Raw genomic sequence first — 13,136 nt, forward strand, 5'->3', positions numbered from 1 at the left:
TGCTTTGTGGGTCAGAACCCGGCGATGGGGTTCTTCAGGGTGCCGACGAGCTGGAGCGCGCCGGACGGGTCCGCCAGGTCCACCATCTGCTCGTTGTTGCGCAGTTGGAGCCGGTTGAGGCAGGACAGCGAGAACTCGGGCGCGAACATGTCGTACTGCCGGAACCTGTCGGCGAGTTCGGGTGCCGAGTCCTGGTACTCGCGGGTGACCTCCGCGACCGTACGCCAGAAGTCGTCCTCCTCCAGGACGCCTTCGGCGGCCAGGTTGGAGGCGAGGAAGCGGAAGAAGCAGTCGAAGACGTCGGTGAAGATCGACAGGAGCTTCTTGTCCTCGGGGACCTCGACCCGCAGCCGCTCCACCGTCGGCGGCAGCACCGCGTCCGGGTCCATGACGGCGATCTCCTCGGCGATGTCCTTGTAGATCGCGCGCTGGACCGCGCCGTCCTTGAGGACGAGGATCACGTTCTCGCCGTGCGGCATGAACACCAGGTCGTAGGCGTAGAAGCTGTGCAGCAGCGGGGTGAAGTACGCCCGCAGATAACGCCGCAGCCACTCCACCGGGGCCAGCCCCGAGCGCTCGACCAGCGCGCCGGCGAAGGACGCGCCCTCGTGGTCCAGGTGCACCAGTGAGGCCATCGTCGCCAGGGACTCGCCGTCCCGGAGCGAGGAGACCGGGCTCTCGCGCCACAGGGCGGCGAGCATTTTGCGGTAGGGCGAGTAGCGGTCGGTGGCCGCCTCGTACTCCAGGTGCCGGTAGCCGACGGCCGCCCGCTCGCGGATGACCGACAGGCCGGTGGACTTCAACACCGGGTCGTTGTCGATGAGTTGGGCGAGCCAGTCGTTGATCGCCGGGGTCGCCTCCATGTAGGCGGCCGAAAGTCCGCGCATGAAGCCCATGTTGATGACGGACAGGGCCGTCTTCACGTAGTGCTTCTCGGGGTGGGACTTGTTGAAGAAGGTCCGGATGGACTGCTGGGCGAGGTACTCGTCGTCGCCCTCGCCGAGACAGACGAGGTGGCCGAGGGCGACCTCGGCGGCGAAGGTGACGGTGAGCTTGTTCCACCACTGCCAGGGGTGGACCGGGATGAGGAGGTAGTCGTCGGGGTCGAGACCCTTCTCGAAAAGTGTGTCGCGGAAACGGTTCAGCGTCACACTTCCCAGCTCGTCCCGCAGGAAGGACTCGTACTCGATGCCCACACCCGCCGTGAACGCCGCCCGTGAGCGGTGCGCGGCCAGCCAGACCAGCCGGACCGGGCTCGCGGTCTCGGGGGCGTACGAGAGGTACTCGCGGACGCCGAAGCCGAGCCGCCCGTTGTTGGCGACGAAGCAGGGGTGGCCCTCCGTCATCCCCGTCTCGATGACCTGGAAGTCGCTCGTCACCAGCTCGGCGACCGGGATCTGCGGCTTGGTGAGCTTGTAGCAGGTGCCGGAGAGGGTGGAGGAGATCTCCTCCAGGTAGACCGGCAGGATCGCCTCGCTCAGCCCGAGCGACTTCTGCAGCTCGATGAAGAACTCCAGTGCAGCGAGGGGGAGTTCGACGCCGTCACGGTGACGGGTGATGGAGTCGGCGTCGACCTGCCAGTGGTCGAGGGCGCGGCGGATGGCGGTGAACCGGTAGCGGGTCAGGCCGTCGTCGCTGCGGACGACGTACAAGTCGCTGTCTTTGTCGGCCAGTTCGGGGCTGATCAGCCGCTCGTGCGCGAACTCGGCGAGGGCCTTGCGGATCAGGAGGCGGTTGGCCTTCTCCCAGCGTTCGGGGGAGAGGTGGGCCACGGCGTCGGCGAGACTCATGCGGACACCGCCATGGCCGCGACGCTGTGCCTTTTGAGGAAGCGTTCCCGTGTGCAGAAACTCAACAAGGCTTTCTTCTCCGGCTTTTGGATCTCGCGCTCGGGTACGAACCCGACCGCCTCGTTCAGGGTGTGGACGGCGGTGTTGGACACGTCCGGTTCCACGACGACACGTTCGACGGCCGGGTCCTCGAAGAGGCGGGCCATCACGGCGGTGATCACCGCGCGGGTGAAGCCGTGGACGGGCGTCTCGGTGGCCGGCGTCAGGAAGTGCATGCCGACGTCACCGGGCAACGGCTCGTACAGCCCGACCAGTTCGCGATACCGCGGGTCGTAGTACTCCATCAGGAAGGCGGGGACACCGTCCTGGAGCCCGAGCAGCGCGTGCTGGTGTTCGTCGGCCGCGATCTCCATGTAGGCGCGCTCGACGTCCTCCAGCTTCGCGTCCTGCATCATCCAGAAGGCGGCCTTGGGGTGCGTGAGCCACCGGTGCACCAACTCGGCGTCCTGCAGCGGGTCGAGGGGGCGGAAGGTGAAGGTCATACGGCGAACTCCTGGAACGCGATGGTCTGTTCGACCGGGTAGTACTCGGTGCCGAGCAGCTCACGGATGATGTACGAGTTGCGGTACGCGCCCATGCCCAGGTCCGGGGACGTGATGCTGTGCGCGTGGACGCCGGCGTTCTGCAGGAAGACGCCCCGGCCCGTGGTGTCGATCGAGTAGTTGCGCGCGATGTCGAAGTTGCCCTGCGAGTCGTAACGCAGCCGCTCGTGCACGGGCTTGAGGAACTCCGGCTCGGCGTACTTGTAGCCGGTGGCGAGGACCAGGCCCTGCGAGCGCAGGGTGTAGTCCTTCTCCTGCTCCTCCTGGCGCAGACCGAGTTCGTAAACGCCGTCGCGGTAAGTGACGTCGTTCAGCGCGGAGTTGGTGAGCAGCCGGGTGGGAACGGGTCCGCCGACCCTCTTCTGGTACAGCAGGTCGAAGATCTCGTTGACGAGGTCGCCGTCGATGCCCTTGAACAGGCCCTTCTGCTCGGCCGTGAGGCGGTAGCGGGTCTGCTCCGGCAGGGCATGGAAGCAGTCGATGTACTCCGGGGAGGTCATCTCCAGCGTGAGTTTCGTGTACTCCAGCGGGAAGAAGCGCGGCGAGCGCGTCACCCAGTTCAACTCGTAGCCGTGGACGTCGATTTCACTGAGCAGGTCGTAGTAGATCTCGGCGGCGGACTGCCCGCTGCCGACCAGCGTGATCGACTCCTTGGCCTGCAACTCCGCTTTGTGCTGCACATAGCGGGAGTTGTGGATGAAGTCACCGCCCAGACCCGCGACGGCCTCAGGGAGGTAGGGCGGGGTGCCGGTGCCCAGGACCAGGTGCCGGGCGCGGCAGAGGTCACCGGCCTCGGTCCGGACGACGTAGACCTCGTCCTCGTACGTCACTTCGGTGACAGTCGTGCTGAAGCGCACGTTGGAGAGCCTGTTTGCGGCCCACCGGCAGTAGTCGTCGTACTCGACCCGCAGGGGATAGAAGTTCTCGCGGATGTAGAAGGGGTACAGACGCCCCTTCTCCTTCAGGTAGTTGAGGAAGGAGTACGGCGAGGTCGGGTCGGCGAGGGTGACCAGGTCCGACATGAACGGGGTCTGGAGGTGGGCGCCGTCGAGGAACATGCCGGCGTGCCACTCGAAGTCGGGCTTCGTGTCCAGGAAGATCCCGTCGAGTTCGACGATCGGCTCGGTGAGGCAGGCGAGGCCGAGGTTGAAGGGCCCGAGCCCGATGCCCACGAAGTCGTAGGTCTTGGTGGCGGGTTCAGGAAGCGCGGTCAAGGGACTCTCCCAGGTACTGCTCGGCGTGGCCGGCGATCAGGTCGAGGACGGCGGCGATGTCGTCGGCCGTCGTCTCGGGGTTGAGCAGGGTGAACTTCAGGTAGTGGCGGCCCGCGACCTCGGTGCCCGCGACCACTGCGTCACCGGAGGCGAACAGGGCCTTGCGGGCGTACAGGTTGGCGCGGTCGATCTCGGCCGGGTCGGTGACGGCGGCCGGGATGTAGCGGTAGACGAGGGTGGAGAGCGAGGGCTCGACGACCACGTCGAAACGCGGGTCGGCCGCCAGCAGCTTCCAGCCCTCCTCGGCCAAGTCGCAGACCTCGTCGAAGAGTTGGCCGATGCCGTCGGCGCCCATCACGCGCAGCGTCATCCACAACTTGAGCGCGTCGAAGCGGCGGGTGGTCTGCAGGGACTTGTCGACCTGGTTGGGGATGCGCTCCTGCACCATGCGCTGCGGGTTGAGGTACTCCGCGTGGTAGGTCGCGTGGCGCAGGGTGTCGGCGTCGCGGACCAGGACGGCGGACGAACTCACCGGCTGGAAGAAGGACTTGTGGTAGTCCACGGTGACCGAGTCGGCGCGCTCGATGCCGTCGATGCGGCTCCGGTGCTTGAGGGAGGCGAGCAACCCGCAGCCGTAGGCCGCGTCGACGTGCATCCACACCCCGAACTGCTCGCACAGCTCGGCGATTTCGGGCAGTGGGTCGATGGAGCCGAAGTCGGTGGTGCCGGCGGTGGCGACGACGGCCATGGGCACCAGACAGGCGTTCTTGCAGCGCTCCAACTCCCGGGCGAGAGCGACCGTTTGCATCCGCTTGTCGGCGCCGACGGGTATCGACACGACGGCGTCCTGCCCAAGTCCCAGCAGCTTCGCGGACTTCTTCACGCTGAAGTGGCTGACCTCGGAGGCGAAGATACGCAGTTTGGCGAGAGTGTCGGTCTTCGCCTCCTCGCGCGCCAGCAGCAGGGCCTGGAGGTTGGACTGGCTGCCGCCGGAGGTGAACACCCCGTCGGCGTGCGGCCCGAGACCGATCCGCTCGTTCGTCCAGTCGATCAGCTTGCGCTCGATGAGGGTGCCGCCGGCCGACTGGTCCCAGGTGTCCAGGGAGGAGTTGACGGCGGAGAGCACCGCTTCGCCGAGCACCGCGGGGATGACGACCGGGCAGTTGAGGTGGGCGAGGTAGCGGGGGTGGTGGAAGTAGATCGCGTCCCGCAGATACACCTCGTCCAGCTCGTCGAGCACCGCGCCGGTGTCGTGGAGCGGGCGGTCGAGGTCGATCCGGTCGATGAGGGGGGAGAGGGCGTCGACCGTGACGCCGGTGAACGGTCGTTCGGTGGTGGCGAGTTTGGCCGCCACCCGCTCCACGCCTTCCGTCACGGAGCGGCGGTAGTGCTCCGCAGTCGTGTCATTGAGCAGGTGCGAGCGCATGTGGGGGTCCTCCGGTGGGGACGGGTTTGAATTTAGGTAAGGCTAACCTAACTTAGATCTTTGGAACCCGCCCCTCCCGTGACTGGCGTCACTCGCACATCGGCCGCCTCTCACCCCGCTTCGCGCAACTGCTCCTCGCTGAGCCCCTGCCGCCAGTACCCGACGAAGGTCACTCGCCGCCGGTCGAACTCACGCTCACTCACGAAGTGCCGCCGCAACGCCTTCACTTGACCGGACTCACCCGCGATCCAGACGTACGGCCGCTCGGCGGAAGGTAGTTGGGCAGCGCGCAGGGCGCCGAGGGCCATGGGGGACCCCTCGGCGCCCTGGTTCTCACGCACCAGCCAGGTCACCTCGGCGTCGGCCGCGGTCACCAAGTCCTGCACATCACCGGCATGTTGGACCTCCAGCCACACCCGTGCAGGCATGCCCGCGGGCAGCGCTTCGAGAATCGCGGACACGGCGGGGACGGCGGTCTCGTCACCCCAGAGCACCACGAGATCGGCGTCCTCCGGCGGCCGGAAGCGAATGGCCCGATTGTCCGCGACGGCCGGCCCGAGCAGCACGACCCGGTCCCCGGCGGAGGCGCGGGAGGCCCACCGGGAGGCGGGCCCGGCGGGTTCATGCAGCACAAAGTCGATGTCGATCTCATCGGGATCGCGGCGCAGTGCGCGGAGCGTGTACGACCGCATCACCGCCCGCACGTCGTCCGGGAGTTCACGCCAGGCCTGCCACCACCCGTCACCGAGCTCGTAGGGCACGGCGGGCTCGGACTGGCCCGGGTGGGGGAGAAAGAGCGACAGGGACTGATCACACCCGTCGGAGAAGAAGTAAGCCAGATCGCCCCCACCAAAGGTGACGCGGACCAGAGACGGCCCAAGCCGCTCCGTCCGGACGACCTGGAGTGAGAAGAACCGGAAGGGCGCGGCGACGGCCGTAGTCATGGGGCAACTCCCAAAACGGAGGTGAGGGGTAACTCCCTGGGGGCGCGGGGAACTGCGCGACCAGCCGCAACCGGCCCGCAGCTCCCCATAAAGCGCAACCACCCCAAATTCAGCTGACCGTCTTCGCGTTCTCGATCGCCTTCGCCAGATCCTCAAGCAGCGGCGCGCACTTGGCGTACGACAGAATCGGCTCGGGGTTCCGCGCGATGACCTGCCCAGCCTTCACCGCAGGCAACTTCTTCCACGTGCCCTCGGTGATGTCGGCGGGCTGAATCGCCGACGTCCGGTTGTCCATCATGATGATGTCCGCCCCGTACTTGTCGACGTTCTCCCAGCTCAGGTTCTCGTACCAGCCGCCACTCGCCTTCAGGGCGGCGGCGGACGGCTCGACGAAGTTCACGCCGAGCGCCTTGTAGTACTCAAGGTCGATGGAGAGGTTCGACCCGGAGACGTAGAAGATGTCCTGGCTCGCGGAACCGGCGAGGACCTTGATGTCCGGCTTGGCCTTGGCGGCGGCGCGCAGCCGGGCGGCAGCGTCCTCGAACCGCTTCTTCGCCGCGGTGATGGTGGACGAAGTGGTGTCCGCGCCAAGGGACTTGGCGAGTTCCAGCATGCGCGCGAGCGGCGTCGGCAGCTGGACGTCGTACACGGAGATGCCGACGGTCGGGGCGCCCACGGCGAGGATCTTCTTCTTCGACTCCTCCGGGACGTACCAGAGCGTGCCGGAGGAGTCGAACATCGTGGTGAGGAGAACGTCGGGGGAGAGGGCCGCGTACTTCTCGATGTTGAACTGGCCCCACTCGTTGCCGATGATCGTGACCTTGCTGATGTCGAGGTCACCGGCCTGCACGTCAGCCTTGCCGTCCTTCAGCTTGGTCGGGCCGAAGACGCCCTTGGACTCGATGCCGTAGTCGTGCAGCGCGGCGGCGACACCGATGAAGGAGACGATGTTCGCCGGGGTCTTGTCGGTCTTCGCGGTCTGGCCGCGGTCGTCCTTGAAGCTCCACGGGCCGGACTTCGCGGCCGTCGTCTCCTTGTCCGAGCCACCGCTTTTCGCGTCGTCGTCGCCGCAGGCCGCGAGCACGGCACCGAGGCCGAGGGCGCCGCCCGCGGCGAGGATGCCGCGGCGGGAGAGGTGGGTGGCACGGGCGTTGGACATGTGTGGCTGCTTTCGAACAGGGCGGAGCACCCGCCGGACAATTCGAAGGTAGGTTAGCCTAACCTCACTGAATGTCCAGTGGGTGGGGTGGCCGCCACCCACGCCCTGCGCACTTTGGCTTTCAACCTCCTTGTCCCGTCCGTCCGTTGTGATCATGCTCGTTCGTAGTGAGCCCAGCGCACTGATGTTCGGTGACATGCGGAGGTGGAGTGGCTACCACGGTGGAAGCGACGGATGTGGACGCGGTGGTGCGGAGCGACGCGGCACTGCTGGAGGACGACCTCGCCGAGTTCCTCGGCTCGCTGACCGCCCCGGCGCGGGCGACGGCCTCCGTCTACGACACGGCACTGCGGCGCTCCCTGTACGAACCGGTCGCCGACGCCGTCGGCTCCAGGATCGGCCAGCAGGCGCTGCCCCCCACCGCCGCGGCCCCCGGCGGCCGGGCTCCGCTGCGCCCCTCGATGGTCTACTGGGCCTACCGCAACTACCGGGGTTTTCCCGGTGAGTTGGCCGCCGGGGACGAAACGGCCGCCGAGCTGGCCGTCGTCCGCCGCACGGCAGTTGCCGTAAGGATTCTGCTGAAGGCCGCCGTCGCCCTCGACGACATCCAGGACGGCAGCGACGTCCGCTACGGCGAACCCGCCCTGCACACCACCCACGGCACACCGCTCGCCCTCAACGCCGGCGCCTGGCTGATCATGTCCGCGCTGCGGCACGCGGCCGACCCGGCCGTCGTGGACAGCCTGCTGCGCTCCGTCGGCGACGGCTTCACCGGGCAGGCCGTCGACATGTCCTCGCGTACGGCGCTCACCCGCGCCGAGCTGCTGGCCGCCCCGCGCGCCGTCCGGGTCGGCTTCTGGGAGGAGACGGCCGCACTCAAGACCGGCACCCTGTTCCGGATGCCGCTCGACGCGGCGGTCGCGGGACTGCGGGTGGTCGAGGACGACCGGCTCGTCCTGGACGGCGCGATGCGCCAACTCGGCCTCGCCAGCCAGCTGTTCAACGACCTGACCGACTTCGTGCCGGAACTCGGCGGGGCCAACACCCACGAGGACTTCGACGGCCTCGGCAACCGGGTCCTCCTGGAACTCCTCGACGACGCACCGCCGGAAGCGGAATTCAAACGGTACGTTCTCGGTCACCCGCAACTGGAGCGGACGCTTCTCGCGCTGGCCGAGGAGGCCGTGGCCCTGAAGCGGGCCGCGAAGGACGCCGTCCACGGGGTGTGCCGCTCCGAGCGCAGTGCCGCCTACTTCGACGTCACGATCGAACGCAAGGGCCACCTCATCGACCGTCTGCTCGCGACGGTCCGGCAGCGGAGCGGCTTATGACGGACAGGGCGACGCAACGGCTGAGGAACGGCACCCGTACCTGGCACGAGGCCCTGGAACGCACTGGATTCGCCACCGCGATGCTCGCCGGAACCCTGCCCCTCGACCGCTACGTCCGCCAACTGGCCGTCTATCACGAGGTGTTGCGGACATTGGAGGCCGAACTCGCCGGGGCCACCTGCTCGTCCGTCGGCGCGGTCTGGTTGCCGGACCTGAGCAAAGTCCCGCTCCTCGAACGCGACCTCCGCCACTTCGCCACCCTGGGCGCGACCCCCGAACCCTGCCCGGCCGCCACGGAGTTCGCCGACGAGATCCGGCGCACCGCCGCCACTGATCCCCCCGAACTCCTCGGCTTCCTCTACGTGTTGGAGGGCTCCACCCTCGGTGCCCGCTTCCTGCTCCGGTACGTCACCGAGGCGTACCGGCTCACGGACGGGAACGGCGCGTCGTACTACGGCAGCGGCGACCGCGCCCGCTGGACGGCCCTCACCGAGCGCCTCGACCGCGCGCTCGGCGAAACCGCCGTACAGGAAAGGGTGTTGGCCGCCGCGGAGCGGGCCTACCGGCATGTCGCGCTGATATCCGCAGAGTTGTCGGTGGGCCTGGGCAGCCCGGCCCCCGAACCGGTGTAGCCGCCTGTCAGCCCGCGAGGCCCAACTCGCGGGCGATCAGCATCCGTTGGACCTCGCTGGTGCCCTCGCCGATCTCCAGGATCTTGGAGTCGCGCCACATCCGGGCAACCGGGTACTCGTTCATGAAGCCGTAGCCGCCGTGCACCTGCGTGGCGTCGCGGGCGTTGTCGACGGCGATCGTGGAGGAGTACAGCTTGGCGAGGGCCGCCTCCTTCTTGAAGGGCTCGCCGGCCACCAGGCGGGAGGCCGCGTCGCGCCAGGCGAGGCGGGCGGTGTGGGCCCTCATCTCCATGTCGGCGATCTTGAACTGGATGGCCTGGTTGGCGCCGATCGGCCGCCCGAACGCGTGCCGTTCCTTGGCGTACTTCACCGACTCGTCGACACAGCCCTGCGCGAGGCCGGTGGCGAGGGCCGCGATCGCGATCCGGCCCTCGTCGAGGATGCGCAGGAACTGGGCGTAGCCGCGGCCCTGTTCGCCCAGCAGGTTCGCCGCCGGGACCCGTACGTCCGCGAAGGACAGCTCGCGGGTGTCCGAGGCGTTCCAGCCGACCTTCGAGTACGGCGCCGCGACCGTGAAGCCGGGCGTCCCGGACGGCACGATGATCGCGGAGATGAGCGGCTTGCCGTCGGGCTTGCGGCCGGTGACCGCGGTGACCGTCACCAGACCGGTGATGTCCGTACCGGAGTTGGTGATGAAGCACTTGGAGCCGTTGATCACCCACTCGTCGGTGTCCGGGTCCAGGCGGGCCGTGGTCCGCGTCGCCCCCGCGTCGGAGCCGCCGTCCGGTTCGGTCAGCCCGAAGGCGCCGAGGATTTCGCCGGAGCACAGCCGGGGCAGCCACTCGGCCTTCTGGGCGTCGGTGCCGAAGAGATGGATCGGCATCGCGCCGAGGGAGACGCCCGCCTCCAGGGTGATCGCGACCGAGGAGTCGACCCGGGCCAGCTCCTCAAGGACGAGGCCGAGGGCCAGATAGTCGCCGCCCATTCCGCCGTGCTCCTCGGGGAACGGCAGCCCGAACAGGCCCATGCGGCCCATCTCGTGGACGATCTCGTACGGGAACTCGTGCCGCTCGTAGAAGTCGCCGATCTTCGGCGCCACCACGTCGTGCGCGAACTCCTCGACCGTACGGCGGAGTTCTTCCAGCTCGGGGGAGAGACGGTGGTCCATGGCGGTCACTGCTCCTTGTGGGGCTGTGCTGTTTTACCGAGTGCGCGGACGGTGCGGGACGGGCTGGGTCGGCCCAGTTGTTCGGCCATCCACACGCTGGTGGCGGTGAGACGGCCGAGGTCGACTCCGGAGTCGATGCCGAGACCCTGGAGCATCCACACCAGGTCCTCGGTGGCGAGGTTGCCGGTGGCGGACTTGGCGAACGGGCAGCCGCCGAGGCCGCCCGCGGAGGCGTCCACGGTGGTGACGCCGTGCTGGAGGGCGGCCAGGGTGTTGGCGAGCGCCTGGCCGTAGGTGTCATGGAAGTGCACGCCCAACACATCGGTGGGGACGTGCTGTTCGTTGAGCGCGGCGAGAAGTTCCAGGACATGTCCGGGAGTTGCCACGCCGATCGTGTCGCCGAGGCTCAGCTCGTCGCAGCCCATGTCGACCAACGCCCGGCAGACCCGGACCACTTGGGCGATGGGTACCTCGCCCTCCCAGGGGTCGCCGAAGCACATCGAGAGATAGCCGCGCACATGGGCGCCCTCGTCCTTGGCGCGGGCCACGACGGGGGCGAACACGGCCAGCGACTCGTCCACCGTGCGGTTGAGGTTGGCCTTGGCGAAGGACTCGGTGGCGCTGGCGAAGACGGCGACGCGGTTCGCGTCCAGGGCCAGGGCCCGGTCCAGGCCGCGGCCGTTCGGCACGAGGACGGGGAGGTGCACTCCTGGCAGATCCCGCACGAGTGGGAACAGCTGCTCGGCGTCGGCCAGTTGGGGCACCCACTTGGGGTGGACGAAGCTGGTGGCCTCGATCGTGGTCAGGCCCGCGTCGGCCAGCCGCCGGATGAACTCGGCCTTGACCTCGGTGGGCACGGTCGACTTCTCGTTCTGGAGTCCGTCACGGGCCCCGACCTCGTGGATGCGCACCCGGGCGGGCAGATCGGGGGCCGGTACGACCATCGGGAGTGTCACTGGTCCTCCTCCGCAGGTGTGACGACCGCCAGCACCTGGTCCATGGCGACCGTCGCGCCGGGGGTCACATCGAGTTCGGCGACGGTGCCGGCGTGCGGCGCGGAGACGACGTGCTCCATCTTCATCGCCTCGACCACCAACAGGCTCTGTCCGGCGGTCACTTGATCCCCCACGGCGACCTTCACCACGGTCACCGTCCCCGGCATCGGCGCGGTCAGCGAACCGGCGCCGGAGCGGTCGGCCCCGCTGAGCGAGGCGGCCACCGGATCGTGGTCCCGCACCTGCCAGGCGTCCCCGTCCCGGCCCAGCCAGTCACCGGCCCGGCGGAAGGTGTGCCGGACCCCGTCGAGGGTGACCGCGACCTGGTCGGCGGTGACCGTGTGGCTGCCGCGCGGGACGTACTCCACGGGCTCGGTCACCCGCAGATGGAAGCCGACGGGCTTCGGAGCACCGCCCAGCCGCCAGCCGCTCGGCACCGAGAACGGGTCGGTCCAGCCCTCGCCCTTCGGCCGCAGAGCATCCAGTCGTACGGCGGCTGCCGCCTCGTAGACCTCCTCGGGCACCTCGTCCGAGATGAGGGAGTCCGCCTCGCGCTCGACGAGCCCGGTGTCCAACTCACCCGCCACGACGGCCGGATGGGCCAGCAGGCGTCGTAGGAACCCGGCGTTCGTCGGCACGCCCAGGGTGACCGTGTCCGCGAGGGCGGCCCGGAGTTTCCGGAGCGCGGTCGCGCGGTCGGGGCCGTAGGCGATGACCTTGGAGAGCATCGGGTCGTAGAGGCTGCCGACCTCGGTTCCTTCGGAGAGCCCGGAGTCGGTGCGGACGCCGTCGCCGGAGGGTTCGTTCAGTTTCAACACCGTGCCGCCGGAGGGCAGGAACCCGCGCGCGGGGTCCTCGGCACAGATACGGGCCTCGATCGCGTGCCCGGTCAGCCGGACGTCCTTCTGCCGGAAGTCCAACGCCTCCCCGGCCGCGACCCTGAGCTGCCACTCCACCAGGTCGAGTCCGGTCACCAACTCCGTTACTGGATGCTCCACTTGGAGGCGGGTGTTCATCTCCATGAAGTAGTACGACGACGGGTCGTTCCCGGGGACGATGAACTCCACCGTGCCCGCGCCCGCGTACCCGCACGAGCGGGCCGCCTGGACCGCCGCCTCGCCCATCGCCGCGCGCGTGGCCTCGTCGAGGAGCACGCTCGGGGCCTCCTCGACGACCTTCTGGTGCCGGCGCTGCAGGGAGCACTCGCGCTCGCCGAGGTGGACGACGTTGCCGTGGCCGTCGGCCAGGACCTGGATCTCGATGTGCCGGGGGCGGTCGACCCACCGCTCCACCAGGAGGGTGTCGTCGCCGAAGGAGGCGCGGGCCTCGCGGCGGGCGGCGGCGATCTCGTCGTCCAGGAGGGTGAGGTCGCGGACCAGGCGCATGCCCTTGCCGCCACCGCCGGCCGACGGCTTGAGGAGGACGGGGGCACCCAACTTGTGGGCCGCCTCGGCGAGTTCGGGGTCACGGCCGCCGGGGACGACCGGGACACCGGCCGCCTCCACCGTCTCCTTGGCGCGGATCTTGTCGCCCATGAGGGCGATCGCGTCCGCCGGAGGACCGATGAAGACCAGCCCGGCGTCGGCGCACGCGCGCGCGAAGGCCGCGTTCTCGGCGAGGAAGCCGTACCCCGGGTGCACGGCCTGCGCGCCGGTGCGGGCCGCCGCCTCCAGGAGCCGTTCGACCGACAGATAGCTCTCGGCGGCCGGTGCGGGACCGATCCGTACCGCCGTGTCGGCCTCCCGCACGTGCCGGGCGTCCGCGTCGGCGTCGGAGAAGACGGCCACCGGGCGCACACCGAGCGAGCGCAGGGTGCGGATCACGCGAACCGCGATCTCGCCCCGGTTGGCCACCAGGACCGTCTCGAACATGTCG

11 protein-coding genes are annotated in these 13,136 nt (G+C 68.9%); 2 read left to right on the forward strand and 9 right to left on the reverse strand.

Translation table 11 applies throughout. From position 1 onward, the window contains the following. Positions 1–11 precede the first annotated feature (11 nt). The 6 genes from OH768_RS32970 to OH768_RS32995 all read right to left on the reverse strand — a co-directional run bounded on the left by OH768_RS32970 (position 12) and on the right by OH768_RS32995 (position 7,135). Positions 12–1,790, reverse strand: coding sequence for an IucA/IucC family protein (locus OH768_RS32970; protein ID WP_406459601.1), 1,779 nt, complete (start codon positions 1,788–1,790; stop codon positions 12–14). Next, positions 1,787–2,332 carry a GNAT family N-acetyltransferase gene (locus tag OH768_RS32975; protein WP_406459602.1) on the reverse strand — a complete coding sequence of 182 codons (546 nt, stop codon included), beginning with the start codon at positions 2,330–2,332 and terminating at the stop codon, positions 1,787–1,789. The genes OH768_RS32970 and OH768_RS32975 overlap by 4 nt, the downstream gene beginning before the upstream one ends. Further along, positions 2,329–3,606, reverse strand: coding sequence for a lysine N(6)-hydroxylase/L-ornithine N(5)-oxygenase family protein (locus OH768_RS32980; protein ID WP_406459603.1), 1,278 nt, complete (start codon positions 3,604–3,606; stop codon positions 2,329–2,331). The genes OH768_RS32975 and OH768_RS32980 overlap by 4 nt, the downstream gene beginning before the upstream one ends. Then, a complete protein-coding gene (gene desA, locus OH768_RS32985) occupies positions 3,590–5,032 on the reverse strand; it encodes a lysine decarboxylase DesA (protein WP_406459604.1) in 1,443 nt (480 codons plus the stop codon). Before desA ends, OH768_RS32980 begins: the two co-directional genes overlap by 17 nt. 110 nt (positions 5,033–5,142) lie before the next feature. After that, positions 5,143–5,976 (reverse strand): siderophore-interacting protein, encoded by an 834-nt coding sequence (locus tag OH768_RS32990; protein WP_406459605.1) that lies wholly within the window; start codon positions 5,974–5,976, stop codon positions 5,143–5,145. 109 nt (positions 5,977–6,085) lie between these two features. After that, positions 6,086–7,135 (reverse strand): ABC transporter substrate-binding protein, encoded by a 1,050-nt coding sequence (locus tag OH768_RS32995; protein WP_406459606.1) that lies wholly within the window; start codon positions 7,133–7,135, stop codon positions 6,086–6,088. 209 nt (positions 7,136–7,344) lie between these two features. On the opposite strand from OH768_RS32995, the gene OH768_RS33000 reads away from it, so the two are divergent. Together OH768_RS33000 and OH768_RS33005 are read left to right on the forward strand one after the other, a co-directional pair. Next, on the forward strand, positions 7,345–8,466 hold the full coding sequence (locus OH768_RS33000) for a polyprenyl synthetase family protein (protein ID WP_406459607.1): 1,122 nt from the start codon (positions 7,345–7,347) through the stop codon (positions 8,464–8,466). Continuing rightward, positions 8,463–9,098, forward strand: coding sequence for a biliverdin-producing heme oxygenase (locus tag OH768_RS33005; protein ID WP_406459608.1), 636 nt, complete (start codon positions 8,463–8,465; stop codon positions 9,096–9,098). The genes OH768_RS33000 and OH768_RS33005 overlap by 4 nt, the downstream gene beginning before the upstream one ends. Before the next feature lie 7 nt (positions 9,099–9,105). On the opposite strand, the gene OH768_RS33010 is transcribed toward OH768_RS33005, so the two are convergent. From OH768_RS33010 to OH768_RS33020, 3 genes are read right to left on the reverse strand one after another with little or no spacing between them, the layout of a single operon-like run. Next, complete coding sequence (locus OH768_RS33010) at positions 9,106–10,266, reverse strand: acyl-CoA dehydrogenase family protein (RefSeq protein ID WP_406459609.1); 1,161 nt, start codon at positions 10,264–10,266, stop codon at positions 9,106–9,108. Positions 10,267–10,271: 5 nt separating this feature from the next. Continuing rightward, a complete protein-coding gene (locus OH768_RS33015) occupies positions 10,272–11,210 on the reverse strand; it encodes a hydroxymethylglutaryl-CoA lyase (protein WP_406465542.1) in 939 nt (312 codons plus the stop codon). An 8-nt stretch (positions 11,211–11,218) separates the two neighbouring features. Next, on the reverse strand, positions 11,219–13,132 hold the full coding sequence (locus OH768_RS33020; RefSeq protein WP_406465544.1) for an acetyl/propionyl/methylcrotonyl-CoA carboxylase subunit alpha: 1,914 nt from the start codon (positions 13,130–13,132) through the stop codon (positions 11,219–11,221). Positions 13,133–13,136: the final 4 nt, after the last annotated feature.

The organism is Streptomyces sp. NBC_01622 (genome assembly GCF_045209635.1).
Lineage (GTDB): Bacteria > Actinomycetota > Actinomycetes > Streptomycetales > Streptomycetaceae > Streptomyces.

Excerpts from the sequence above, each read along its gene's own strand:
- OH768_RS32970 (WP_406459601.1), bottom strand. The coding sequence starts at position 1,790 with ATGAGTCTCGCCGACGCCGTGGCCCACCTCTCCCCCGAACGCTGGGAG.
- OH768_RS32975 (WP_406459602.1), bottom strand. The coding sequence starts at position 2,332 with ATGACCTTCACCTTCCGCCCCCTCGACCCGCTGCAGGACGCCGAGTTG.
- desA (WP_406459604.1), bottom strand. The coding sequence starts at position 5,032 with ATGCGCTCGCACCTGCTCAATGACACGACTGCGGAGCACTACCGCCGC.
- OH768_RS32990 (WP_406459605.1), bottom strand. The coding sequence starts at position 5,976 with ATGACTACGGCCGTCGCCGCGCCCTTCCGGTTCTTCTCACTCCAGGTC.
- OH768_RS32995 (WP_406459606.1), bottom strand. The coding sequence starts at position 7,135 with ATGTCCAACGCCCGTGCCACCCACCTCTCCCGCCGCGGCATCCTCGCC.
- OH768_RS33005 (WP_406459608.1), top strand. The coding sequence starts at position 8,463 with ATGACGGACAGGGCGACGCAACGGCTGAGGAACGGCACCCGTACCTGG.
- OH768_RS33010 (WP_406459609.1), bottom strand. The coding sequence starts at position 10,266 with ATGGACCACCGTCTCTCCCCCGAGCTGGAAGAACTCCGCCGTACGGTC.
- OH768_RS33015 (WP_406465542.1), bottom strand. The coding sequence starts at position 11,210 with ATGGTCGTACCGGCCCCCGATCTGCCCGCCCGGGTGCGCATCCACGAG.
- OH768_RS33020 (WP_406465544.1), bottom strand. The coding sequence starts at position 13,132 with ATGTTCGAGACGGTCCTGGTGGCCAACCGGGGCGAGATCGCGGTTCGC.